Annotated in this window: 20 protein-coding genes and 1 pseudogene; 15 read left to right on the plus strand and 6 right to left on the minus strand. The window is 72.1% G+C overall.

Annotated elements, in window-relative coordinates:
• From DEI81_RS16290 to DEI81_RS13295, 3 genes and pseudogenes are all read right to left on the minus strand, one after another.
• Nucleotides 1–305, minus strand: a pseudogene (locus DEI81_RS16290) (hypothetical protein); the annotation flags it as partial.
• 241 nt (nucleotides 306–546) lie between these two features.
• Nucleotides 547–1,476, minus strand: coding sequence for an AraC family transcriptional regulator (locus tag DEI81_RS13290; RefSeq protein ID WP_181434586.1), 930 nt, complete (start codon nucleotides 1,474–1,476; stop codon nucleotides 547–549).
• Nucleotides 1,477–1,628: 152 nt separating this feature from the next.
• Nucleotides 1,629–2,222: a TetR/AcrR family transcriptional regulator gene (locus tag DEI81_RS13295; protein ID WP_181435427.1), complete on the minus strand. Its 594-nt coding sequence runs from the start codon at nucleotides 2,220–2,222 to the stop codon at nucleotides 1,629–1,631.
• A gap of 258 nt (nucleotides 2,223–2,480) precedes the next feature.
• Between DEI81_RS13295 and DEI81_RS13300 the strand changes: the two genes are divergently transcribed.
• Nucleotides 2,481–3,755 carry an FAD-binding protein gene (locus DEI81_RS13300; protein WP_111011211.1) on the plus strand — a complete coding sequence of 425 codons (1,275 nt, stop codon included), beginning with the start codon at nucleotides 2,481–2,483 and terminating at the stop codon, nucleotides 3,753–3,755.
• 186 nt (nucleotides 3,756–3,941) lie between these two features.
• On the opposite strand, the gene DEI81_RS13305 is transcribed toward DEI81_RS13300, so the two are convergent.
• The gene (locus DEI81_RS13305; RefSeq protein ID WP_111011212.1) at nucleotides 3,942–4,970 is read right to left on the minus strand and encodes a LacI family DNA-binding transcriptional regulator; all 1,029 of its coding nucleotides are present in this window, start codon (nucleotides 4,968–4,970) and stop codon (nucleotides 3,942–3,944) included.
• 183 nt (nucleotides 4,971–5,153) lie between these two features.
• On the opposite strand from DEI81_RS13305, the gene DEI81_RS13310 reads away from it, so the two are divergent.
• The 4 genes from DEI81_RS13310 to DEI81_RS13325 all read left to right on the plus strand — a co-directional run bounded on the left by DEI81_RS13310 (nucleotide 5,154) and on the right by DEI81_RS13325 (nucleotide 10,565).
• On the plus strand, nucleotides 5,154–6,101 hold the full coding sequence (locus DEI81_RS13310; RefSeq protein WP_111011213.1) for a carbohydrate ABC transporter permease: 948 nt from the start codon (nucleotides 5,154–5,156) through the stop codon (nucleotides 6,099–6,101).
• Nucleotides 6,098–7,063 (plus strand): carbohydrate ABC transporter permease, encoded by a 966-nt coding sequence (locus tag DEI81_RS13315; RefSeq protein ID WP_111011214.1) that lies wholly within the window; start codon nucleotides 6,098–6,100, stop codon nucleotides 7,061–7,063. The genes DEI81_RS13310 and DEI81_RS13315 overlap by 4 nt, the downstream gene beginning before the upstream one ends.
• A gap of 86 nt (nucleotides 7,064–7,149) precedes the next feature.
• Nucleotides 7,150–8,487, plus strand: coding sequence for a sugar ABC transporter substrate-binding protein (locus tag DEI81_RS13320; protein WP_111011215.1), 1,338 nt, complete (start codon nucleotides 7,150–7,152; stop codon nucleotides 8,485–8,487).
• Nucleotides 8,488–8,552: 65 nt separating this feature from the next.
• Entirely contained in the window at nucleotides 8,553–10,565 is a 2,013-nt protein-coding gene (locus tag DEI81_RS13325) for a beta-galactosidase family protein (protein WP_111011216.1), read from the plus strand.
• Nucleotides 10,566–10,750: 185 nt separating this feature from the next.
• Here DEI81_RS13325 and DEI81_RS13335 read toward each other — a convergent pair whose 3' ends face one another.
• Nucleotides 10,751–11,266 carry a hypothetical protein gene (locus DEI81_RS13335; protein WP_111011217.1) on the minus strand — a complete coding sequence of 172 codons (516 nt, stop codon included), beginning with the start codon at nucleotides 11,264–11,266 and terminating at the stop codon, nucleotides 10,751–10,753.
• Between the two features lie 95 nt (nucleotides 11,267–11,361).
• A complete protein-coding gene (locus tag DEI81_RS13340) occupies nucleotides 11,362–13,035 on the minus strand; it encodes a phospholipase D family protein (protein ID WP_258368730.1) in 1,674 nt (557 codons plus the stop codon).
• A 44-nt stretch (nucleotides 13,036–13,079) separates the two neighbouring features.
• Here DEI81_RS13340 and DEI81_RS13345 point away from each other — a divergent pair, with 44 nt between their 5' ends.
• The 10 genes from DEI81_RS13345 (at nucleotide 13,080) to DEI81_RS13390 (ending at nucleotide 25,335) form a co-directional block, all read left to right on the plus strand.
• Nucleotides 13,080–15,452: an alpha-galactosidase gene (locus DEI81_RS13345; protein WP_111011219.1), complete on the plus strand. Its 2,373-nt coding sequence runs from the start codon at nucleotides 13,080–13,082 to the stop codon at nucleotides 15,450–15,452.
• A 144-nt stretch (nucleotides 15,453–15,596) separates the two neighbouring features.
• Nucleotides 15,597–17,108, plus strand: a complete 1,512-nt coding sequence (locus DEI81_RS13350; protein WP_111011220.1) for an alpha-N-arabinofuranosidase — start codon at nucleotides 15,597–15,599, stop codon at nucleotides 17,106–17,108.
• A gap of 78 nt (nucleotides 17,109–17,186) precedes the next feature.
• A complete protein-coding gene (locus tag DEI81_RS13355) occupies nucleotides 17,187–18,200 on the plus strand; it encodes a substrate-binding domain-containing protein (RefSeq protein WP_258368731.1) in 1,014 nt (337 codons plus the stop codon).
• A 106-nt stretch (nucleotides 18,201–18,306) separates the two neighbouring features.
• On the plus strand, nucleotides 18,307–19,992 hold the full coding sequence (locus tag DEI81_RS13360; RefSeq protein WP_111011260.1) for a xylulokinase: 1,686 nt from the start codon (nucleotides 18,307–18,309) through the stop codon (nucleotides 19,990–19,992).
• Nucleotides 19,989–20,720, plus strand: a complete 732-nt coding sequence (locus DEI81_RS13365; RefSeq protein WP_111011222.1) for an L-ribulose-5-phosphate 4-epimerase — start codon at nucleotides 19,989–19,991, stop codon at nucleotides 20,718–20,720. The genes DEI81_RS13360 and DEI81_RS13365 overlap by 4 nt, the downstream gene beginning before the upstream one ends.
• A complete protein-coding gene (araA, locus tag DEI81_RS13370) occupies nucleotides 20,717–22,228 on the plus strand; it encodes an L-arabinose isomerase (RefSeq protein WP_111011223.1) in 1,512 nt (503 codons plus the stop codon). The genes DEI81_RS13365 and araA overlap by 4 nt, the downstream gene beginning before the upstream one ends.
• A 433-nt stretch (nucleotides 22,229–22,661) precedes the next feature.
• Nucleotides 22,662–23,357 (plus strand): transglycosylase family protein, encoded by a 696-nt coding sequence (locus tag DEI81_RS13375; protein WP_111011261.1) that lies wholly within the window; start codon nucleotides 22,662–22,664, stop codon nucleotides 23,355–23,357.
• Nucleotides 23,358–23,615: 258 nt separating this feature from the next.
• Nucleotides 23,616–24,209, plus strand: coding sequence for a molybdopterin-dependent oxidoreductase (locus DEI81_RS13380; RefSeq protein ID WP_111011224.1), 594 nt, complete (start codon nucleotides 23,616–23,618; stop codon nucleotides 24,207–24,209).
• Nucleotides 24,206–25,039: an FAD-binding oxidoreductase gene (locus tag DEI81_RS13385; protein WP_309146635.1), complete on the plus strand. Its 834-nt coding sequence runs from the start codon at nucleotides 24,206–24,208 to the stop codon at nucleotides 25,037–25,039. The genes DEI81_RS13380 and DEI81_RS13385 overlap by 4 nt, the downstream gene beginning before the upstream one ends.
• Nucleotides 25,036–25,335: a DUF6510 family protein gene (locus DEI81_RS13390; RefSeq protein WP_181435070.1), complete on the plus strand. Its 300-nt coding sequence runs from the start codon at nucleotides 25,036–25,038 to the stop codon at nucleotides 25,333–25,335. The genes DEI81_RS13385 and DEI81_RS13390 overlap by 4 nt, the downstream gene beginning before the upstream one ends.
• Nucleotides 25,336–25,340: the final 5 nt, after the last annotated feature.

Here is a 25,340-nt window from a genome sequence, read left to right on the forward strand (position 1 = left end):
GGGGCCGGAGCTGCCGGGCGGGGCGCAGGTACCGCGGGAGCGGGCGCCGCCGGGGCCGGAGCCGGTGCTGCGGGGCGGGCCACGGGCTGGACCGCGGTGCCGACGCCGTCGACCACACCGCTGACGGTGTTCCCCACGGCGCCGAGCAGGGAGTGCGACGAGGTCGTGCCCGGGGTCGTCTCGGCCGCCGAGGCCGGCTTCGCCCCGAGGAGCAGTCCGAGCACGACGAAAGCCGCTGCGACGACGGTGCCGAGCAGGGCGAGCCGGACGAGCGCGATCCTGGGTGCGCGCAACGGCTTGTCCATGCGCTCACCTCCTGATCTGGCTGCGCACGACTGAGTGGTTGTCAGGGAATGTACTCCGGCTCGTGAGCGGGTCGACGAATGCCAGGGATCTCTCAGGTTCTCCGAGCGGCGGGCGTGATGACGCCTGCCGACCGCGGAACCTGCCGCGGGGACGCACGCCCCCGAGCGCGTGGAGCCACGAGCGCGGGTGGCTCCCGGGCCGACGCCGGGTTCCCGCGGCGTGGTGCCGGCAGCGGGCCGGTCAGTGCCGGAGGGTCTCCTTCGGGTACTCCCCGAACCGCGCCGCGTAGGCCGCCGAGAACCGGCCGAGGTGCAGGAAGCCCCAGCGGTTGGCGACCTCGGCGATCGTCGTCGTCGTGGCACTCCGCTCACGGAGCTCCGCGTGCACCCGGTCCAGGCGGACCTCCCGGATGTACGTGTTCGGGGTGACGTCGAACTGGCGCTGGAACGCCTGCTGCAGCGCCCGGAGGCTCAGGTTGGCCTCCTGCGCCAGGTCGGTGCTCGTGATCGGCAGGTGCGCGTTCTCGTGCACGTACTCGACGGCGCGGCGGATGTGCGCGTTCCGGGGGAGCAGCAGATCGCGCGGCAGCCCGTCCGTCTGCTGCGGGAACAATTCGAGGAACGAAACCGCCCCGAGCCGACCCATCTCGGCCTGGAGGAGCGGGCTGGCCTCGCGGTCCAGGACCGTCTTCGAGATGAGCGACACCGTGTCCCGCCAGAGCTGCATCGCCCGGTCGCTCGGCTCCGCCGTGTGGTCGAACCGGACCGTCGGCGCGTCGAGCCCGCGCTCGGCCGCGACCTCCTCGACGGTGGTTCGTTTGATCTGCACGAGCTTCTGGTCGTAGTCCTCGAAGGCGAACCGGAAGGGGCGGTCCGACGGCCAGATGCGGGGCCGGTTCGGCAGGAGGTCGACCTCGTCGCGTCCCAGGTCGAGCCTGCCCGTACCGGACGTGATCCACTGGACCACGTAGTCGTCCCCGCGGGGCATCTCGCCCTCGAGGCGGCCGTGGAAGCGGACGTTCCGCAACGTCAGATGGTCGTCGCCGACGACGCTGTACCGGAAGTCGAAGTCGTCGGCGGTGCGTTCAGCGCGCCACGATGCTCCGGCGTACTCCGCAGCGAGTACGTCGCGTGCCTCGTCGAGGTCGGCTCCTCGGAGGTCTTTGCGCACGCGGGATGCGCGGTCGTCAGTCATCATCCACCGCGCGCAGTGTCGCACATGCATGCAAACAATTCGTCGGCGCTGTCCGAAGAGCGCGGACGGGCCGCACAGCCGGCCATCGCCCCGGGAGGACGCACGGCGCGTCCGACGGGCCCAGCGCCTCAGTGACCCTCGACCGTGTACACGGCGATGAGCATCGCGGCCGCTGACCGAGCGGACGACGCGGGACGGACCGACCCGTGGATGGCCGCCTCGACCTGCGCGCCCTCCGCGAGCAGGGACACGGCGTGCGCGAGGTGACCCGGCAGCCCCGCCCGGTCGCAGAGCTCGGCCAGGTACCGCTCGAACCAGGTCAGGTGCTCGTCCGCCAGTTGCGCGACGTCCGCATTCCGCCGGCCGAGTTCCCCGTAGCCGTTGATGAAGGCGCAACCGCGGTAGGAGCGCTGCCGGAAGGTCGCCTCGAGGTACGAGAACACCGCGAGGATCTGGTCACGCGGGTCGGTGAACACGGACACCGCGGCGGTCAGGTCCGCGACCCAGGAACGGTGCCGGGCCTCCATGACGGCGACGACCAGCTGGTGCTTCGTCGGGAACTCGCGCCGCAGCGTCTCGAGCGGCAGGTCGGCGTCACGAGCGATCCGCCCCACCGACACCGGCCCGAACCCGCTCCGGTCGAACAGTCGGTCCGCGCTCGACAGGAGCCTCGAGCGGAGCTGCCGTTCGAGGATGGTGGTGTTCCGAGGAGGAGGCGTCATGGTGTGGGGTGTGCGGTGCGCCCCCGATGGTAGGGACGAGCGCTGAGCGCGTGCCCCGCCTGTCCGTGATGAGCGGGGACCGGCGTCGATCATCCAGGAAACGCTGGTCCTGGCCTCCGACCGTCACCGCGACCGCGCCGGCCGCGACGTTCCTCCACGTGTGGCGGTCGGGGTGGCGAGCGTCGGAGCGGCTGCACTACCGTGTGCACCACCGCGGGTGAGCGCTCACCCGCGACGCCCGACCCGCGGAGGAGCGGCATGAGCACCATCGAGACCACCGGCGCGGACCTCCGCACGAACTGGGCCGGGAACGTCACCTACCGGGCTCGCGAGGTGGTCAGGCCGACCACCCTCGACGAGCTCCGCACCGCCGTCACGAGCAACCCCCGGGTGACGGCGCTCGGCTCGCGGCACTCCTTCAACCTCGTCGCCGACACCGACGGCGTGCAGATCGCCCTCGGCGCGATGCCCGAGGTCATCGAGATCGACAGCGAGCGGCGGGTCGCCCGTGTCGCCGCCGGTCTGACCCACGCGCGCGCTGCCGCCGCCCTCGACGAGGCCGGGTTCGCCCTCGCCAACCTCGCATCGCTGCCACACATCTCCGTCGCGGGCGCCGTGGCGACCGGCACCCACGGATCCGGCGTCCGGAACGCGTCGCTCGCGTCGAGCGTCGTCGGTGTCGAGATCGTCCGTGCGTCCGGCGACGTCGAGGTGCTCGATGCCGACCACCCCGACCTCGACGCCCACCGGGTGGGCATCGGCGCACTCGGCGTCGTCACCGCCGTCCACCTGGCGATCGAGCCCCGGTTCGACGTGGCCCAGCGCATCCACACCGGCCTGCCGTGGGAGGTCGTCGACGCCCGCTTCGAGGACGTCATGTCCGCCGGGTACAGCGTCAGCATGTTCACCGGGTACGTCCACGACGGCATCCGGCAGGTGTGGACGAAGCGCCGTGTCGACCGTGACGACCCCGTGGTGGACCTCGAGGACCTCGGCGCCATGCCCTCGACCTCGCCGCTGCACCCCGTCCCCGGGTCCGACAACGCCGGCGTGACCGAGCAGGCCGGCGTGCCCGGCCCGTGGCACGAGCGGCTCCCGCACTTCCGATCCTCGTTCACCCCGAGTGCCGGTGCCGAGATCCAGTGCGAGTACCTGCTGCCCGCGTCGGACGCGGTCCCCGCGATCCAGGCCCTGCGCGGCATCGGCGAGGCCATGGCGCCCGTGCTCTACGTCTCCGAGATCCGTCGCGTCGCCGCCGACACCGCGTGGCTCGCCCCGAGCAGTGAGCGGGACTCGGTCGCGTTCCACTTCACGTTCCACCGCGACCCCGAGGGCGTCGCGGCCGTGTTGCCCCTGATCGACGCGGCGCTCGCCCCGTTCGACGCCCGGCCGCACTGGGGCAAGGTCACCGCGATGCCGGCCGAGCAGCTCCACGTGGTCTACCCGCGCCTCGGGGAGTTCGCGGCGCTCGCCGACCGGGTCGACCCCGAGCGGCGGTTCCGGAACCCGTTCCTGACCGAGGTGCTCGGCTGAGCGAGGGCGCCCGCCGCTCGGCAGCCCGGCTTCCGTGACATCCGACGGTGCCGCTGTCGCTCGACCGCGGGACCGTCGACGCATGCTCGTGGGTCGGATGCAGCCGCATCAGGCGACTCGACCGGTGTCGAACGACAGCGAGTGTCGGGAACAGGCGGCGTTCTCGAGAACCGGGACGCAGGGCGGCTAGCGGTTCGGCGGCGCCGCGCTCGCCCGCTCCACGAGTGACACGGGGACGAGCCCTCCGTGGTCGGGCGCCGACCGCCCCTCGATCTCGGCGATCAGGGTGGACACCGCGCGCCGCCCGACCTCGTCGAACGACTGGTGCACCGTCGTGAGGGGCGGCCAGAACGAGTCGGCCTCGGGCATGTCGTCGAACCCGACCACGCTCAGCGTCCCGGGAACGGCACGCCCGGCCTCGTGTGACGCACGGAGGATGCCGAGCGCGGTCTGGTCGTTCGCGGCGAAGACGGCGGTGATCTCCGGCCGGGCGGCGATCCGCTGCCCGGCGGTGTAGCCGGCGTCGGTCGTCCAGTCGCCCCGGATGACGTCGGGCACGGGACGCCCGGCCCGTTCGAGGGTGGCGCGCCACGAGGCCTCCCGCCGCATGGCGGAGTACGACGCGCGGGGTCCGCTGACGTGCCAGACGGTGTCGTGGCCCAGGTCGAGCAGGTACTGCGTGGCGATCCGGGCGCCCTCGGCCTGGTCGGTGTCGATCGTGGGGTGCTCGGCGGTGGCGGAGGAGTCGACCACGACGACCGGCACGCCGTCGGGCAGCGCGACCTCGGCGGCGTCGAGCACGTGCGACTCGATGATGATCACGACACCGTCCACGGCCTGTTCGGACAGCCGGGTGAACGCGGACCGGACCCCTGCCTCGGTGCGCCGGGCCATCGGGAGCAGGGTGATCGTGAAGTCGGCTGCGCCCGCGGCCTCGGCGATGGCCTCGAGCGTCCGCATGTTGCCGAACGACGCCAGGGTGAACAGGATCACCCCGATGGTGCGGAACCGCCCCGAGCGGAGGGCCCGGGCGGCACGGTTCGGCCGGTACCCGAGCTCGGCCATCGCACGACGCACGCGCTCCCGGGTGTCGTCGCTGACGTTGTCGAACCCGCGGGCGACGCGGGACACGGTCTGCATCGAGACCCCGGCGGCCTGCGCGACCGCGGCCAGTGACGGGGCCTTGCGGATCTCCGACGGGGTCTCCGTGCTCATCGGGGTCCCCTCCTGGCCCGCCGCGATCGGTCGGGTCCACCTCGTTCGGCCGCATCATCGCACGAACCGGGCCTCTGGTCACGATTCTGCGTCGGCGCTTGCATGTTGACGTTGCCATGCTACGGTGAACCGCGCGATGTTGACGTCAACATCTGCGGAGCACCGTCTGGACGAAGGAGTCGTATGACCGCGATCACCGCGCGCCGGGGAACGTCACCCGGCGGCCGGAACGGCGCCCGTGGCGGCGCCCGGGGCAAGGGCCGAGCCCGCCAGCGCTGGACCGGCTGGCTGTTCGTCGCGCCGTTCATGATCGTGCTCGTCGCGATGCTCATCGTGCCGATCGGCTACGCGCTCTGGCTCAGCCTGTTCCGCGACCAGCTCATCGGCGGCAACCAGTTCGTCTGGTTCGCCAACTACCTGCAGCTGTTCCAGGACGCCAAGTTCTGGGCCGGGTTCCTGCGCGTCGTCCTGTTCCTCGTGGTCCAGGTGCCGGTCATGCTCGTCCTCGCACTCGTCGCCGCACTCGCACTCGACAGCGGTCGCCTCTACGGCTCGGCGTTCTTCCGCATCGGGGTGTTCCTGCCCTACGCGGTGCCCGGTGTCGTCGCCGCGCTCATCTGGGGCTTCATCTACGGCAACCAGTTCGGCCTGACCGGCGCTGCGAACAAGGCCCTGGGCATCGACCTGTTCGAACCGTTCAGCCCACACTGGGTCCTTGCGTCGATCGGCAACGTCGTCACGTGGGAGTTCCTCGGCTACAACATGCTGATCTTCTACTCCGCGCTCCGGGTGGTGCCGACCGAGCTGTACGAGGCGGCCGAGATCGACGGCGCCGGGCCGCTCCGCACGATCATGTCGATCAAGATCCCGGCGCTGCGCGGCTCGATCGTCATCGCCACGATCTTCTCGATCATCGGCAGCTTCCAGCTCTTCAACGAGCCGAACCTGCTCAAGACGCTCGCCCCGAACGTCATCGGCAGCGCATTCACCCCGAACATGTACGCCTACTCGCTGTCCTTCAGCGGCCAGCAGTTCAACTACTCCGCCACCGTCGCGATCGTCATGGGTGTCATCACCGCCGTGATCGCCTACGTCGTCCAGGTGCGCGGCACGCGAGCGGAGAACCGATGAGCGCCGTCCAGACCCCACCGCCCGTCACCATCGCGACCGAGGGCACACGCGGCCGCGACCCGCGTGCCCGCGCTCCCCGGGCCTCCCGTCCGGGTCGCCGGATCGGCGCTGGCTCGCCCAGGCCGCGCCGGAGCGGGCTGCTCACCGCCGTCATGGTGGTGTTCACCGTCTACTCGTTCGCGCCGCTCGCCTACCTGGTGATCAACAGCACGAAGACGCAGTCGTCGCTCCTGTCGACGTTCGGCCTCTGGTTCGGCGGACACTTCAACCTGATCCAGAACCTGCACGACACGCTGACCTACAACGGCGGGATCTTCCTGCAGTGGTTCGGCAACACCCTGCTCTACGTCGTCGTCGGTGCCGGCGGGGCGACGCTCCTCGCCACGGTCGCGGGCTACGGCATGGCGAAGTACGCGTTCCCCGGCCGCCGGGCCGTGTTCGCCATCGTGCTCGGCGCGGTCGCGATCCCGGGCACGGCGCTGGCCGTCCCGACGTTCCTGCTGTTCTCGCAGGTCGGCCTGACGAACACGCCGTGGGCGATCATCCTGCCGTCGCTCATCAGTCCGTTCGGGCTCTACCTGATCTGGACGTACGCGATCGACGCCATCCCGATGGAGCTCATCGAGGCCGCCCGCATGGACGGTGCCGGCGAGTTCCGGATCTTCTTCACGATCGGGCTCCGACTGCTCATGCCCGGCGTCGTCACGGTGCTGCTGTTCGCGGTCGTGGCCACGTGGAACAACTACTTCCTCCCGCTGATCATGCTGAGCGACCCACGCTGGTACCCGCTCACGGTCGGCCTGAACCAGTGGAACGCGCAGGCCACCGGCGCCGCCGCCCAGCCGATCTACAACCTCGTCGTCACGGGTTCGCTGCTCACGATCATCCCGATCGTCGCCGCGTTCCTCTTCCTCCAGCGCTTCTGGCAGTCCGGCCTCGCGGCCGGATCCGTCAAGGCGTGACTCCCCGCCCCGTCGGCCGGGAGGCCCGGGGCAGCACCCAGCACCACCGCACCCCTGCGATCCACAACGAAGTGAAAGGCATCACCATGCACAAGCGTCTCCGGCGCGGCCTCGCCGCCGTCGCCATCGGCGTCTCCGCCGCGGTCGCCCTCGTCGGCTGCGCGAGCGGCAGCTCGTCGGCCTCGGGCGGCAGCGCGAGCGACGTCTCCGCCGCGCTGAAGAAGGGCGGCACGATCACGTACTGGTCGTGGACCCCGTCCGCCAAGGCCCAGGTCGCCGCGTTCGAGAAGGCGTACCCGAAGGTGCACGTCAAGCTCGTCAACGCCGGCACCGGCACCGACGAGTACACGAAGCTCCAGAACACGATCAAGGCCGGCTCGGGCGCGCCCGACGTCGCGCAGGTCGAGTACTTCGCCGTCCCGCAGTTCGCGCTGTCGAACTCCCTGGCCGACCTCACCTCGTACGGGTTCGGCTCGCTCAAGGGCAAGTACTCCGCGAGCACGTGGGACTCGGTCGCCATGAACGGCAAGATCTACGGTCTGCCGCAGGACTCCGGCCCGATGGCGCTGTTCTACAACAAGCGCATCTTCGACCAGTACGGCCTCGCCGTCCCGAAGACGTGGAGCGAGTACGTCGCCGACGCCAAGAAGCTGCACGCGGCGAACCCCAGCGAGTACATCACCGCGGACAACGGCGACCCCGGATTCGCGACCAGCATGATCTGGCAGGCCGGCGGCACCCCGTTCACGACGAACGGCACGAAGGTGTCGATCGACCTGCAGGACGCGGGGAGCAAGAAGTGGACGTCGACCTGGAACCCGCTCGTCCAGGGCAAACTCCTCTCGACCACGCCGGCCTGGAGCGACGACTGGTTCAAGCAGCTCGGCAACGGCCAGATCGCCTCGCTCATCACCGGCGCCTGGATGCCCGGCAACCTCGAGGCGAGCGCCCCGGCCGGCAGCGGTGACTGGCGCGTCGCCCCGATGCCCACCTACGACGGCAGCAAGGCCGTCACCGCGAACAACGGGGGCAGCTCGCAGGTCGTCATGAAGCAGTCGAAGAACCCGGCGCTCGCGGCGGGCTTCCTCAAGTGGCTCAACTCGTCGAGCGCGAGCACGAAGATCTTCGCCAAGTCCGGCGGGTTCCCGTCGACCACCGCCGACCTCGAGTCGTCGTCGTTCCTCAACGACAACCCGTCGTACTTCGGTGGCCAGAAGATCAACGAGGTCCTCGTCGACGCGTCGAAGAACGTCAAGTCCGGCTTCACCTACCTGCCCTACGAGGTCTACGCGAACAGCGTCTTCGCGGACACGGTCGGCCAGTCCTACCAGAACAACACGTCGCTCGACAGCGGCCTGCAGTCCTGGCAGAGCCAGCTCGTCAAGTACGGCAAGCAGCAGGGCTTCACGGTCTCGTCCAAGTGACCGAACGGTGCCCGGGCGCGCGTCGCCCGGGCACCGTCCCCTCCCATCCGAAGAAAGGCACGCTCATGCGTTTCGCCATCGGCCCCGACGACTTCCTGCTCGACGGCGAACCCCACCGCGTGCTCTCCGGAGCGCTCCACTACTTCCGCGTCCACCCCGACCAGTGGGCGGACCGGATCCACAAGGCCCGGCTCATGGGCCTCAACACCATCGAGACGTACGTCGCCTGGAACGCCCACGCGCCGTCGCCCGACACCTTCGACCTGACCGGCGGGCTCGACCTCGGCCGGTTCCTCGACCTCGTCGCGGCCGAGGGCATGCACGCGATCGTCCGCCCCGGCCCGTACATCTGCGCCGAGTGGGCGAACGGCGGACTGCCGTCCTGGCTGTTCGCCGACGCGAACGTCGGCGTGCGCCGGAACGAGCCCCGGTTCCTCGCCGCCGTGCAGGCGTACCTCGAGCGCCTCGCCCCCGTGCTCGTGCCCCGGCAGATCGACGCCGGCGGCCCGATCGTGCTCGTGCAGGTCGAGAACGAGTACGGCGCCTACGGCTCGGACCCCGCCTACCTCCGGGCGCTGCTCGCCATGCACCGCGACATCGGGCTCACCGTTCCGTTCACGAGCGTCGACCAGCCGATGGGCACGATGCTCGAGGACGGCACGATCCCGGGTCTCCACGCCACCGGCTCGTTCGGGTCCCGCGCGTCCGAGCGACTCGCGACCCTCCGAGGTGTGCAGCCGACCGGCCCGCTCATGTGCTCGGAGTTCTGGGACGGCTGGTTCGACAGCTGGGGCGAACACCACCACACGACCTCGGCGACCGACTCCGCCCGGGAACTCGACGCACTCCTCGCCGCCGGGGCGTCCGTCAACGTCTACATGTTCCACGGCGGCACGAACTACGGCCTGACGAACGGTGCGAACGACAAGGGCGTCTACCGACCGATCGCGACGAGCTACGACTACGACGCACCGCTCGACGAGGCCGGGCTGCCCACCCCGAAGTTCCACGCGTTCCGATCGGTCATCGAGCGGTACGCGCCCGTGCCGGACCTGCCGCCGGAGTTCGCCCCGGACGCACCCGCCCCGGCCCCGGTGCCCGATGTCGCGATCCGGTTCGACCGTGCCCTGTCGCTCTGGAGCACCGTCGACGACATCGCCACGTGGACGCACCACGACGACGTCCCGACCGTCGACGCACTCGGGAGCGGCGCCGGCTTCGTGCTCTACCGCACCGAGGTCGACCTGCCCGCGGGCGGCGTCCTCACCGTCGAGGAGGTCCGCGACCGCGCCCAGGTGTTCCTCGACGGGCGACCGGTGGGCGTCCTCGAGCGCGAGCACCACGACCACGCGCTCGTCCTGCCGCCGGTGGGCCGCGCCGTGCTCGACGTCCTGGTCGAGGACCAGGGACGCGTCGACTACGGCGTCCGCATCGGGGAGCCCAAGGGCCTGGTCGGCCCGGTGACCGTCGACGGCGTCCCGCTGGCCCGGTGGTCCGTCACGCCGCTCGACCTGGTCGCGGCCGTCGCCGGTTCCGCGGACGGCCGGGAGGCCCGGCACGCGTCCGTCCCGCAGCCCGCGCCCGCCGTCCCCGCCGCCGTCGCATCGCTCGGCCATCACCCGTCGGACGGCGCCGCGAAGCCTGCTGCCGTGTCCCCGGCTGCGGAGCCCGCCGCCGACGTGCCCCCGGTCGCGGACAGCCCGCTCGGCGAGCACATGACGGAAGGGGCCGTGCTGACGGCGCCGGCCCCGGCCCTCCCGGTCGTCGCCGCGCTCCGCGATGCCCGGCCCGACCCGGCCCCGACGCTCGCGGGGCCGACGTTCGCGCTCGCGACCGTCGAGCTCGACGCCGTGCGGGACCTGCACCTGGCGCTCGACGGGTTCGGCAAGGGCGTCGCCTGGGTGAACGGGTTCTGCCTCGGGCGGTACTGGTCGCGTGGCCCCCAGCGGACGCTGTACGTGCCGGCGCCCGTCGTCCGCGCGGGCCGCAACGAGGTCGTCGTGTTCGAGCTCGGTGCCGCCGCCCGCCGCGATGCGGTGTTCCGGGGCTCCGCGGACCTCGGGCACACGGAGGCCTGATCCCCGAACCGGCTGGTCTACTCCGTCACGGATGACCACATCGTCGTGTTGCAGGCGCGCGACCACTCCTGAGGTGACCGAGCCGGAGCGGTCGGTGTCGTGCTGATGGCACATGGCGTCCGGATCGCCGAGGCGCGACCGCTCCGATGTCGCCTGTGAGGGCAGGGTCGCTGCCACCGCACGAGTCACACCCCGATCATCTGGGGCCGACGCCGGGCTCCGACGATGCGGCCCCGCACGAAGAGCACGACCGTCCGCCCGAGCACCTCACCGACGGCCATCAGCAGGAGCGCGTCCACCCACGCCGATTCCTCGATCCGGTGCTCGACGCTGAAGGTGGTGAGGTGCAGCTGCCCGGCAGCCGAGTTCGCCCAGAGTTGGAACGCCAGGCGGAACCCCATGCCGAGCACCCAGAGGGCGGCTGCCGCCGGTGTGGCCCGGGCGAACGGGTGACCGTCCTTCCGCCAGACGCGCGTCAGAGCCGCGGCGCCGATCCCGAGCGTCACACCCACCGCCGGTCCGAGGAGGACGAGGAGGACCCCGTTCGCGGTCGTCGGGAGTGCGTGCCCGTAGTGGAGCACGGCCACGGCGACGAGTGCGATCGGCAGGAGGAGCTGCACGATGCCGAGCCGTCGTCCGCGGAGTTGCAGCACCACGAGTCCGAGCAGGGTGCCGTCGATGAGCCAGTCAGTGATCGTCATGCGGCAAGCCTCGCGATCCCCGCGCGGCTGGGGCACCACCCCGGGGTGGTGCCGGGGGTGGTGATGTGGCACCCGGTCGGGCGGAGCCGGACCGGTCAGAACCGCGCCGTGCCCCGCAGCCGCCGCGGTCGCCCGTCCGGGTCCACCGCCAGCCGCGCGACCGCTCCGGCCCAGAGCCGCTGGACCGCCGAGATCGGCTCGGGCGTGTGCTGCCGGACGTGTCCGACCGGCCGCGGTCCGGGCTCGCCGTCCTCGTGCCAGTGGTCGAGGGCACGAGCGGTGGCCTTCCACAGCGCGAGTCCGCCGGTCAGGTCCTGGAGCCGGGGGTCGTCCGGCGTCGTCCCGAGGTGCTCCGCCCACAGCTGGAGGCGCAGGTCACGCGGCAAGGAGGAGTCCGGGCCGTCGTCCGGCCGCGCCGCTCCGTCGACCACGGCGCAGGTGAGCTCGCTGTCACTGGTCCAGGATCGGCGGTTGAAGTTGTCCGACCCGCACGTCATCCAGGTGTCGTCGACGATGCAGATCTTGGCGTGGATGTAGATCGGCGTGCCCGCGGTGTTCTCGAGGTCGAACACCCCCACCCGGTGCGGGGCGGTGCGCTGCAGGGCCCGCACGGCTCGGAGCTGCCCGATGCGGCTCGGTGGTCCGGCGAGGGGACCGTCGGAGTCGGGGTAGCGCGGCACGACCACGATGACGTGCAGGTCCGGGTTCCGCTCGAGCGCGTCCGCGATGCCGGTGGCGACCTCGGTGGACCACAGGTACTGGTCCTCGATGTAGATGAGTCGCCGCGCCCGCTCGAACGCCTTCGTGTACGCCCGGGCGACGCTCCGCTCACCGGCGGGGGCGAACGGGAACGCCGGGCGCTTCACTCCGTAGGTGCGGAGGAGCTGGACCGCGTGCGTGCCGGCGGGCGGCGGCGGGGGTGCGGTCTCCGGCAGCGGCTCGGGGTGCCGCGGCATCCGTGCGAGGCGCTGCAGGAGCATCCGGTAGGGGTCCCGGTGGTCGAGCGGGTGCGGATCGTCCCACCGCTCGGCGAACACGGCGAGGACGTCGGCCACGACCGGTCCGTGGAGTTCGAGGGCGGCGTCGTGCCACGGCGGTCGGTCGCCGTAGCGGGGGTCCATCGAGAGCGCCTGCGGGTCACCGGCGTGGTCGGCGTCGTCCCGCCGGCTGTGGCAGAGGTCGATCCCGCCGACGAACGCGACGTCGCGGGCCGGGTCGTCGCGGTGCCGGATGACGAAGAACTTCTGGTGGTGCGAGCCGAACACCCGCACGCGCTGGTCGAGGAGCACCTCGCCGCCGGCGTCGTTGACCTCGCGCCCCAGCAGCTCGTTCGACCTGCCGCTGATCGGCGAGGAGATCCGTTCGCCGTGCGATCGCCAGACCAGGCCGCGGACCTCGACACCGCCTCGGGCCAGGTCCGCGAGGAGTTCCCCGATCGTCGGCCCGTCGGGGAGCAGGCGCTCGTCCGCGTCGCCGCGCCAGTCCGTGAACCAGACCCGGTCGCCGGGCTCCAGCGCGGTGAGTTCCTCGTGCAGCCGGGCGAAGTACGGCGCGCCGTGCACGATCGGCACGACGAGGTTGCCCTCCGACCACGCCGGTTCGCCGTCGCGGTCGGCATGCACCGCGGTGGCCGTGTTGCCACGCTCGCCGGCGCGCAGGAACCAGTGGCGGGCGTCCTCGTACACGGTGGGAACACTACGGGAGGCGCTCCCGGGCGTCCCGTGCGTGCGCACGAGGGCGTACCGCCGCGGGTCGTGTTGTGTGCGCACGGCCGGAGCCGGGATGCTGGCAGGGCGACGAGTCAGGAGTCCCGATGACGCACCTCCCGGTCCCCGATCAGGCCACCGCATCCTCCGTGCCGGACGCGGTGGTCCACCTGAGCAGCGGCGGGGTGAGCCTCGTGCTCGACGCGTCGTCCGGCCTCCTGCCCGCGGTCGTCCACTGGGGAGCCGCGCTCGGGTCGCTGACCGCGGACGACGTCGCGGCGCTGTCCGAGGCGGACGTCCCGCCGGTCGGCGGGAACGCCGTCGACGAGCCGGTGCGCGTCGCCGTGCTGCCCGAGGGGTGGACGGGATGGACCGGGAGGCCCGGGATCAGCGGCCACCGGAGCGGCCGGGACTGGTCGCCGCGGTTCCGCACGACGGCGGTCCGCCTGGAGGCCCGGGGGCACGAGGGCGCGCTGGCCGACTTCCGGGAGGTCGGGGCCGGCACCGTCACCGTGACCGCGGCGGACGAGGTGGCCGGGCTCGGGCTCGTGGTCGTCGTCGAACTGCTCGAGAGCGGCCTCGTGCGGCTGCGCGCCGAGGTCGAGAACACGGGTGCGGAGGAGTACACGCTCGACGACGTCACGCTCGCGCTGCCCGTGCCGTCGCGAGCGCGCGAGGTCCTCGACTTCGGCGGACGGTGGGGCGCGGAGCGGACACCGCAGCGGACCGAACTCGTGACGGGCATCCACGAGCGGCAGGGCCGCAAGGGCCGAACCGGTGCCGACGCGGCGACGGTGTTGAGCGTCGGGACGCCCGGGTTCGGGTTCGCCGGCGGTGAGGTCTGGGGCGTGCACACCGCGTGGAGCGGGAACCACCGGCACGCGGCGGAGCGCGTGTTCAGCGGCGAGCAGGTGCTCGGCGGTGGGGAGCTCCTGCTGCCGGGCGAGGTCCGGCTCGGCCCCGGCGCGTCCTACCGCACGCCGTGGGTGTTCGGCGCGTACGGGGTCGGTCTCGACGACCAGGCGCGGCGCTTCCACCGGTTCCTGCGCTCGCGCCCCCGACACCCGCGGCGGGACCGCCCGGTGACGATCAACGTGTGGGAAGCCGTGTACTTCGACCACGACCTGGGACGGCTGACGGACCTGGCGGAGCGCGCTGCCGGGCTCGGGGTGGAGCGGTACGTGCTCGACGACGGGTGGTTCCGGGGCCGCCGGGACGACACCCGCGGGCTGGGCGACTGGGTGGTCGACGAGGACGTCTGGCCGGACGGGCTGCACCCGCTCGTGGACCGCGTGCGGGAGCTCGGCATGGAGTTCGGCCTGTGGTTCGAGCCCGAGATGGTGAACGAGGACAGCGACGTGGCCCGCGCGCATCCGGAGTGGCTCATGCAGACGGGAGCGCGCCTCCCGGTCCGGTCACGGAACCAGCAGGTGCTCGACCTGGCGATCCCCGAGGCGTACGAGCACGTGCTGGGGCAGATGACGGTCGTGCTCGAGGAGTACGCGATCGCGTACGTCAAGTGGGACCACAACCGGGACCTCGTCGACGCGGGGCGGTGGCCGGGCGGCGAACCGGCGGTGCACGAGCAGACCCGGGCGGCGTACCGGCTCATGGCCACGCTGAAGGAGCGGTTCCCGGGGCTCGAGATCGAGTCGTGCTCGTCCGGGGGCGGGCGGGTCGACCTCGGCGTCATCGAACACACGGACCGGGTCTGGGTCTCCGACTGCATCGACCCCCTCGAGCGCCAGCGGATGAACCGGTGGACGATGCAGCTCCTGCCGCCGGAACTGCTCGGGTCGCACGTGGCCTCGGGCGTGAACCACACGACGGGGCGGTGGCACGAGCTGTCGTTCCGCGCCGGGACCGCCCTGTTCGGCCACTTCGGGATCGAGTGGGACCTGGCGCGGGCGACGGAGCTCGAGCTCCGGGACCTCGGCGCGTGGATCGACCTGTACAAGCGGTACCGGGACCTCATGCACCGCGGGGAGCTCGTGCGGGTCGACCAGGTGGACCCGACGCTCAACGTGTACGGCGTGGTGGACCCCGCGCGGCGGGAGGCCCTGTTCTTCGTCGCCACGATCGGGCGGTCGGACGTGTCACCGCGGGGTCGCCTGACGTTGCCCGGCCTCGACCCGGCGACGCGCTACCGGATCACTCCCGTGCTCGTCGGCGACCCCGAGGCGGGGGTGCAGCCCGCATCGTGGTGGGGGCCGGTCGTCACTGCTGCCGATCCCGCCACGGCATCCGCATCGAACCGCGTCCTTCCTGACGAACCCCGCGATGACGCGGTTCGAACGGACGGAGGCGGTGCAACGCCCACGGGTGCCACGTGTGCCACGGGGACCAGCGTCGGCGACGGGACGGTCCGTCGGTTCCGCGGGACGGTCCTCCCGGGCAGCGCGCTCGCGTCGGCGGGGCTGCAAGCGCCCCTGATGTACCCGGAGCGCGTGGTCCTGCTGCACGTGACGGCCGAGGACTGACCGCCCCGGGTCACCGGACGCGGCGCTGCCCAACAGACGCGACGGCATCCCGCGGCACGGCGCGGATCGCGTTGTGTCCCTCGGGCTTCCGCCGTACACTCGGACCCACTACAACGTTGTAACCGCGAACGAAGGAACACCGCAATGCCGCGCGTCCACCTCTCCCTCGACCCTGCGTTCACCATCGGCCCGGTCCGGCGTCGCCTGTTCGGCGGGTTCGTCGAGCACCTCGGCCGCCACGTCTACGACGGCATCCACGAGCCGAACCACCCCACCGCCGACGAGCAGGGCTTCCGGCAGGACGTCATCGAGCTCGTCAAGGAGCTCGGGGTCACGACGATCCGGTACCCCGGCGGCAACTTCGTGTCGGGCTACAACTGGGAGGACGGCGTCGGCCCGGTCGACCAGCGTCCCCGCCGTCTCGACCTCGCGTGGCACGCCACCGAGACGAACCAGGTCGGGCTGCACGAGTTCTCGCACTGGCTCGACCAGGTCGGCAGCGACCTCATGCTCGCGGTGAACCTCGGCACGCGCGGCACGAAGGAGGCCATCGAGCTCCTCGAGTACACGAACGTCCCCGGTGGCACCACGCGCTCCGAGGAGCGCAAGGCGAACGGGCGGGAACGGCCCTTCGACGTCCGCATGTGGTGCCTCGGCAACGAGATGGACGGCCCGTGGCAGGTCGGCCACCGCAACGCGGTCGACTACGGCAAGCTCGCTTCGCGCACCGCCAAGGCGATGCGCCAGATCGACCCCGACATCGACCTCGTCGCGTGCGGGTCCTCGGGCCGTGGCATGCCCACGTTCGGCGCCTGGGAGCGCGAGGTCCTCGAGCAGACGTACGACGACGTCGACTACATCTCCTGCCACGCCTACTACGAGGAGAAGGACGGCGACCTCGTCAGCTTCCTCTCGTCCGGTATCGACATGGACCAGTTCATCCGCTCGGTCGTCGAGACCGCGGACCACGTCAAGGCCGCCCGGAAGTCGGACAAGACGATCGAGATCTCGTTCGACGAGTGGAACGTCTGGTACATCACCGACTGGGAGGCGCAGCAGAAGACGTACACGATCGACGAGTGGCCGATCGCGCCGCGGCAGCTCGAGGACATCTACTCGGTCGCCGACGCGGTCGCCTTCGGCGGGCTCATGATCACGCTGCTCAACCACGCCGACCGGGTCGCCTCGGCCAGCCTCGCGCAGCTCGTCAACGTCATCGCCCCGATCATGACCGAGCCGAACGGCCCGGCCTGGCGGCAGACGACGTTCTTCCCGTTCTCGCTCACGTCGCAGCTCGCCCAGGGCCAGGCGCTCAAGGTCGCGATCGACGGCGACACGATCGACACCCCGGTCTACGGTGCCGTCCCCGTGGTGGACGCCGCTGCGACGACCGACGGTGAGCGCACGTCGGTGTTCCTCATCAACCGGAGCACCGACGCGGCGACGACCGTCACGCTCGACCTCGGCCGGCTCGGCGCGAGTGCGACCGGCGCGGTCAGCGCCCAGGGCATCTGGGACGACGACGTCTACGCCAAGAACACGCTCGAGGACACCGAGCGCGTCGGCCTGCGGACGAACGACACCGCGACGTTCGAGGACGGCACGCTCACGATCGAGCTGCCGGCGACGTCGTGGACGGCGGTGACCATCGGCTGAGCCGACCTGGCGGGGTGCGGGTCGGTCCCGCACCCGGCCAGGGCTCGGTCGCCGATGCCGGAACGGTACGGTGCAGACGTGACAGCAACCCCGGAGCGGAGCGTGACGCGCTCGCCGACGATCTTCGACGTCGCCGAGCGCGCCGGGGTCTCCCACCAGACGGTGTCCCGCGTCATCAACGGTGACGCGACGGTGCGGGCGCCGTTGCGCGAGCGCGTGACCGCGGCGATCGCCGAGCTCGGGTACCGACCCCGTGCCGCCGCCCGGGCCCTCGCGAGCCGGACGAGCCGCGCCCTCGGTGTCGTGTCCACGGGCGGTGCCCTGCACGGTCCCACGAGCACCGCGCTCGCGTTCAACCAGGCGGCCCGTCGTGCCGGGTACCACGTGCTCACCGCGACGCTCGACCGGGCGGAGCCGGAGTCGATGCGCGACGCCGTCGAGACCCTCCTGGCGCAGGACGTCGCCGCGATCGTCCTCGTCGCCGCGGACTCCACCGCGACCGACGCCCTCGCCGCGCTCCCGGTGGCCCCGCCGGTCCCCGTCGTCATCGCGAACGGTCGCGCCGGCCAGGTCGCGGGGTGGACCGCGGTCGCGATCGACCAGGCTGCCGGCGCGGAACTCGCCGTGCGGCACCTGCTCGACCGGGGGCGGCGCCGGATCGCGCACCTCACAGGCCCGGAGGTCTCGCAGGAGGCCGTGGTCCGCCGCGACACGTACGAGCGACTCGTCCGCGAGGCCGGGTTCGAACCGCTCGTGCTGGCGGGTGACTGGACGCCCGAGAGCGGGTACGACGCCGGGCTCGCGCTCGACCGGGACACGGTCGACGCCGTGTTCTGCGGGAACGACCAGATGGCGCTCGGCGTGCTCCACGCGTTCGCCGACCGGGGTGTCCGCGTGCCCGAGGACGTCGCCCTCGTCGGCTTCGACGACATCCCCGAGGCGGCGCACTTCACCCCGCCGCTCACCACCGTGCGGCAGGACTTCGCATCGCTCGGCGAACGTGTGCTCGAGGCCGTCCTCGTCGTGCTCACCGGTGGTGCCGTGACCGACCGGACGGTCGAGCCGGAGCTCGTCGTGCGCACCTCGACGTAGCCCGCACCGCCGGTCGTGACCGGCCCACCCACCCGATCCGTGCCTCCCGGCCTTGCCGAAGTGAGCGCTCACATGGCACGATCACACCATGACGAAGGAGTCGCCCATGCCCGATGACGACCAGGCGCGCCAGCGCCACGCCGACGAGGTCAGCGAGGGTCGCGCGACCCTCGGGATCGAGCTCGGCTCCACCCGCATCAAGGCGACCCTCGTCGGCGCCGACCTGCTGCCGATCGCATCGGGCAGCCACGAGTGGGAGAACGAGTTCGTCGACGGCCGGTGGACGTACCCGCTCGACGCCGTCTGGTCGGGCCTCCAGGCCTGCTACGCGGACCTCGTGTCCGACGTCCAGGACCGGTTCGGGGTGCGCCCCACGCGCTTCCGGGCCATCGGCGTGTCCGCGATGATGCACGGCTACCTGGCGTTCGACGCGGACGGCGAACTGCTCGTCCCGTTCCGGACCTGGCGCAACACCTCGACCGGCGCGGCGTCCGCCGAGCTGACCGAGGCGCTCCAGTTCAACATCCCGCTCCGTTGGTCCGTCGCGCACCTGTACCAGGCGGTCCTCGACGACGAACCGCACGTCGCCGACATCGCGTCGCTGACGACGCTCGCCGGGTACGTGCACTGGAAGCTCACGGGGCGTCGGGTGCTCGGCGTGGGGGACGCGTCGGGCGTGTTCCCGATCGACCCCGCCACCGGCACCTACGACGCCGGCATGCTCGCCACGGTCCAGGAGCGCGTCGGACAGCGGGCCGCGCACCTCGACCTCGCGGCCGTGCTCCCCGAGGTGCTCCCCGCCGGACGGGAGGCGGGGCACCTGACCGCGGACGGCGCACGACTGCTGGACCCGACCGGCTCGCTGCAGGACGGCATCCCGCTCTGCCCGCCCGAGGGGGACGCGGGTACCGGCATGGTGGCCACGAACGCGGTCGCGCCGCGCACCGGGAACGTGAGCGTCGGCACGAGCATCTTCGCCATGGTCGTGCTCGAGGAACCCCTCACCGCCGCGCACCACGAGCTCGACGTCGTGACGACGCCGTCCGGTGACGCCGTCGCGATGGTGCACTGCAACAACGGCGCGAGCGAGCTCGCCGCCTGGGCGCGGGTGTTCGGCCGCTTCGCCGAGGTCACCGGGTCGCCGGTCGAGCCGGACCGGGTGTACGCGGCGCTGCTCGCGGAGGCCCTGGACGCGGACCCCGACGCCGGTGGCCTGCTGTCCTCGAACTACCTGTCCGGCGAGCCGGTGACGGGCGTCGAGGAGGGGCGACCGCTCCTCGTCCGCAGTCCCGCGGGTCGGTTCACGCTCGGCAACCTCATCCGGGCCGAGGTGGACGCGGCGTTCGCGACCCTGCGCATCGGCATGGACGTCCTGGCGGGCGAGGGAGTCGCGGTCGACCAGCTGCTCGCCCACGGGGGCCTGTTCCGGACGCGCGGGCCGGCCCAGCAGTTGCTGGCCGCCGCGTTGCGGGTGCCGATCGCCGTCGGGGCGACCGCGGGTGAGGGCGGCCCGTGGGGCATGGCGGTCCTCGCCGCGTACCTCGAGGCCGCCGACGAGCGGTCCCTGGCCGAGTACCTGGCCACCGAGGTCTTCGATGGCGACACGGTCGACGTCGTGCAGCCGGCGGCCGAGGACGTCGCGGGCTTCGCCACGTTCCTCGAGCGGTACCGGGCCGGCCTGGCCCTGCAGCCGGTCGCGGTCGCGGCCACACCGGCCGGCACGAGTGACGGCGACGCCGCCGGCGACGCCGTCGCGATCGGCGACACCCCGAACGAAGGAGCAACCCCATGACCGAGGACACCCCCGTGTCCGGCGACGCCGTGTCCGACGACGTCCGTGCCGCCGTGCAGGCGACCCGCGAGAAGGTCGCCGCCCTGCACAGCGAGCTGACCCGGAACGGACTCGTCGTCTGGACGGGCGGCAACGTGTCGGAGCGCGTGCCCGGCGCCGACCTGTTCGTCATCAAGCCGTCCGGCCTGACGTACGACGAGCTCCGTCCCGAGAACCAGATCGTCTGCACCCTCGACGGCGTGCCCGCCGACGGTTGGGCCAACGAGCACGGTCCGTCGAGCGACACCGCCGCGCACGCCTACGTGTACCGCCAGATGCCGAGCGTCGGCGGCGTCGTGCACACCCACTCGACCTACGCCACCGCGTGGGCCGCGCGGGGCGAGGAGATCCCGTGCGTCATCACCGCGATGGCGGACGAGTTCGGCGGGCCCATCCCGATCGGTCCCTTCGCGATCATCGGTGACGACTCGATCGGCCGCGGCATCGTCGCGACGCTCGAGGGGCACCGCTCGCGCGCCGTGCTCATGCAGAACCACGGGGTGTTCACCATCGGCAAGGACGGCCGCGACGCGGTCAAGGCGGCCGTGATGGCCGAGGACGTCGCCCGCACCGTGCACATCAGCCGGCAGCTCGGCGAGCCGCTGCCGATCGACCCCGCCGACATCGACCGGTTGTTCGACCGGTACCAGAACGTCTACGGACAGGAACCCAAGGGAGCGATGCAATGACGCAGATCGACAGCGGACTCGACGGATACGAGATCTGGTTCCTGACGGGGAGCCAGGGGCTCTACGGCGAGGAGACCCTCCGCCAGGTCGCGGAGCAGTCGCAGGCGGTGCACGCGCAGCTCGCGGCGCAGGTGCCCGTCGAGCTCGTGTGGAAGCCGGTGCTCACCGACCCGGACTCGATCCGCCGCGCCCTCATCGAGGCGAGCGCGGACGACCGCGTCATCGGGGTCACGACGTGGATGCACACGTTCAGCCCGGCGAAGATGTGGATCGGCGGCCTCGGTGCGCTCACGAAGCCGTTGCTGCACCTGCACACACAGGCGAACGTCGAGCTGCCCTGGGGCGAGATCGACTTCGACTTCATGAACCTCAACCAGGCCGCGCACGGCGACCGCGAGTTCGGCTACGCGCTGGCCCGCATGGGGGTCGCGCACGCCACGACGATCGGCCACGTGTCGGATCCGCGTGTCGTGGCCGAGGTCTCGGCGTGGGCCCGTGCGGCCGCTGCCTGGGCCGCCGTCCGGTCGCTCAAGCTCGCGCGCTTCGGTGACAACATGCGGTACGTCGCCGTCACCGAGGGTGACAAGACCGAGGCCGAGATCGCGCTCGGCGTCCAGGTGAACACCTGGGCCGTCAACGAGCTCGCCGACGCGGTCGCCGACGTCGACGACACCGACGTCGACACCCTCGTGGCCTCGTACGAGGAGGAGTACGACGTCGTCGCCGAGCTCCGTCGCGGTGGCGAGCGCCACCAGTCCCTCCGTGACGGGGCCGCGATCGAGCTCGGGCTCCGCTCGTTCCTCGAGGCCGGCGGGTTCGGTGCGTTCACGACGAACTTCGAGGACCTCGGCGCGCTCAAGCAGCTGCCGGGCCTCGCGGTGCAGCGGCTCATGGCCGACGGCTACGGGTTCGGTGCCGAGGGCGACTGGAAGACCGCCGTGCTCGTCCGCGCGATGAACGTCGCCGGGGCCGGGCTCCCCGGCGGCGCCTCGCTCATGGAGGACTACACGTACGAGCTCACGCCGGGTCGCGAGAAGATCCTCGGCGCGCACATGCTCGAGGTCTCGCCGACGTTGACGGCCGCACGCCCCACGCTCGAGATCCACCCGCTCGGCATCGGCGGCAAGGACGACCCCGTGCGCCTCGTGTTCACGGCCGATCCGGGTGAGGCCGTCGTCGTCGCGATGTCCGACGTCCGCGACGGCTTCCGCCTGACGGCCAACGTCGTCGACGTCGTCGAGCCCGACGCGCCGCTGCCGCACCTGCCCGTCGGCCGCGCCGTCTGGGAGCCCCGGCCGTCGTTCCCCGTCGCCGCCGAGGCCTGGCTCGCCGCGGGTGCCGCCCACCACACCGTCATGACGAACGCGGTCGGGCTCGACGTCGTGGAGCGCTTCGCGACGATGGCCGGGACCGAGTTCGTGGTGATCGACGAGCACACCACGATCCGCGAGTTCCGGCAGGAGCTCAAGGTGCAGCAGGTGTGGCACCGCCTCGACCGGGGGTTCTGAGCCTCCCACTCAGAACGCACGACACGCCGTGTGCACCCGAGTGCACACGGCGTGTCGTGCACTCTGGGCAGGGTCGGCGTGACCCCCGGATGCGGGGTTCCCAGGTGATTCGGATGATCGCGGCGCCCAATGCCGCCGATCCGCGCGGTCATGGCGATCCCGGGGTGTCGTTCCGCTCAGGCTGCGCGCCCGACCGAGGGGTGGACCGATCGTTCCCGGTTGAGTCCGCGTCGAGCGGTACCTATCGTGGCCGAGGTCGTCCCGGGGGTGGGGAACGACGGTGGCCGCCCCAGGCGGTTGCACCAACGAGGCCGGACGCGCGCGAACAGCTGCCCCGCGACGGAACCCTCGACCTGACCGCAGATCGGCCGGGGTGGGCAGCGGTCGTCCGACGATCGTCGGCGTGCGCGGCCCCGTGAGGAAGCACCACACCATGAAGAAGTCCATCCGTACCCGCGCGCTCGTCAGCGGGCTCGCGTTCGCCGGCCTCGCCGTCACGGGCGTCGCCCTGGCGGCACCCGCCAACGCGGCCTCCGAGTCGACCTGGGACCAGATCGCCCAGTGTGAGAGCAGTGGCAACTGGGCCACCAACACCGGCAACGGCTACTCCGGCGGCCTCCAGTTCTCCCAGAGCACCTGGGCCGCCAACGGCGGGACCGGGACCCCGGCGTCCGCCAGCAAGTCGGAACAGATCGCGGTCGCGAACCGCGTGCTCGCGTCGCAGGGCTGGGGCGCCTGGCCTGCGTGCTCGTCCCGGCTCGGTCTGAGCGGCACCGAGGGCGCGTCCGCTCCCGCGGCGACCACCTCGACCGCTCCGTCGTCGACCACCTCCACCGCTCCGTCGTCGACCACCTCCACCGCGCCGTCGGCCGCCTCGTCCACCGCGACGTCGAGCGCGGCGACCTCGAGCGCGCCCGTCGCGGCACCGTCCGCACCCGCGGCGCCGTCGATCCCGTCCGTGGCGACGAGCGGCAAGACGTACACGGTGCTCTCGGGCGACACGCTCAACACGATCGCCACGAAGCTCGGCGTGAGCGGCGGGTGGACGCGCCTCGCTGGTGCGAACACGCGCACCGTGACCGACGTCGACCTGATCTACCCGGGGCAGGTCCTGCAGCTCCCGGCCTGATCGCAGGCGCCGCTCGGTCCGCACCACGCGCGGACCGAGCGGGACACGACGGACGGGACCCGGGCGACCGGGTCCCGTCCGTCGTTCCGTTCGGCGTGGACACCGCCGTGTCGACGCCCTGTCCGGCTCGTCCTCCACATCGGCCGGTGCATGAACGCTGCCCACCATCTCGGCTCGGCACCTTGTCGGCGGGCGTGCTTCCCGGCCATCATCGGAGCACGCGCCGCGGGGTGCGCAGGAGCACGAGGAGGACGGGACATGGCGACCTTCACCAGGGGGTTCGGCGGGCGGCGGCGTGACGTGGACCCGCGGCTGCCACCGGGACAGACCACCGTGGCCGACTGGCCGGTGCTCTCGGCGAGCGGCACCTTGATCATCGAGCCCGAGGAGTGGCAGTTCTCCGTCCGTACCGAGACCGGCGCGGTGCACGAGTGGTCGTGGGACGAGGTCCGGGCGCTCGGGATCGAGGACATCCGGACCGACATCCACTGCGTGACCCACTGGTCCAAGCTCGACATGGGGTGGCGGGGCGTCCCGCTCGACGCCGTCTTCGCCGACGTCGAGACCTCGTTCGACCACCTGATGGTCCACAGCTACGGCGGCTACACGACGAACCTGCCCCTGGCCGAGGTCCTCGACGGCAAGGCGTGGATCGCGTTCGAGGCCGAGGGCGAGCCCCTGTCGCCCGAACACGGCGGCCCGGCGCGGTTGCTCGTGCCGCATCTCTACTTCTGGAAGAGCGCCAAGTGGGTCCGCGGGATCACGATGCAGGCGAACGACGAGCCGGGCTTCTGGGAGAACGCGGGCTACCACCTGCACGGGGACCCGTGGAAGGAAGAGCGCTACTGGTGAGCGTCGACGTCGGAGCGACCGCATCGGCGCAGACGGTGTCGGCCACGACGGGTGCGCCTGCGGACCCGGCCTCCCGTCCCGCGTCCGCACTCCCGCGCCCGGGGTGGCACGTGGCGCGCGTCGTCGCGGCCGCGTCCGAGACCCCGACGGCGCGGCGCATCGTGCTCGACGTCGCGGGCTGGCCCGGGAACGAGGCCGGCCAGCACCTCGACCTGCGCCTCACCGCCGAGGACGGCTACCAGGCGACGCGGTCCTACTCGATCGCCTCGCACGGGGCGAGCAGCCGGGTCGAGCTCGCGGTCGACCGGGTCGACGACGGCGAGGTCTCGCCCTTCCTGGTCGACGACGTCATGGTGGGCGACGAGCTCGAGGTGCACGGACCGCTCGGCGGCTGGTTCGTCTGGCGGCCACCGACGGAACCGGAACCGCGCCCGGTCCAGCTCATCGCGGGCGGATCCGGCGTCGTCCCGCTCGTCGCGATGGTCCGTGCGCACGCGGAGGCCGGGGACCCCACGCCCTTCCGGTTGCTGTACGCGGTCCGCACGCCGGAGGACGTCTTCTTCCGCCCGGAACTGCGGGCGGCGCTCGACGCGGACGCTCCCTTCGCACTGACGACGGTGTACTCGCGACGGACGCCCCCGGGCGACGACGCCGCACCCGGCCGCCTGACGCGGGACCGCCTCGGTGCCGCGATCGTGCCGGCGGCGGCCCACCCGCGCATCTACGTCTGCGGCTCGACGCCGTTCGTCGAACAGGTCATCACGTGGCTCGGCGAGCTCGGGTACGACACCCGGGGCGTGCGAGCCGAGCGGTTCGGAGGCAGCGCATGACGACCCGACTCGACGGCAACGCGGCGGCCGGGGTCCTGGCCGACGTCTTCGGCACGGACACCACCACCGCACGGGTCCGATGCTCCGGCTGCGGGGCGGTCGGGGTCGTCGCCACGGTGGTCGTCCTGGCCGATGCGGCGGGCACGGTCCTCCGCTGCCCCGAGTGCGACGACGTCCTCGCCACGGTGGTCGACGACGGCGCCACGGCCTGGCTGTCCATGCCCGGGGTGAGCGCGATCGGCATCCCACGACCGGTGCCCCTGGGCAGCCGCGCACGGGCCCGGCCCGGAGGCTGAGCGGA

This window comes from Curtobacterium sp. MCBD17_013 (assembly GCF_003234565.1).
Lineage (GTDB): Bacteria > Actinomycetota > Actinomycetes > Actinomycetales > Microbacteriaceae > Curtobacterium.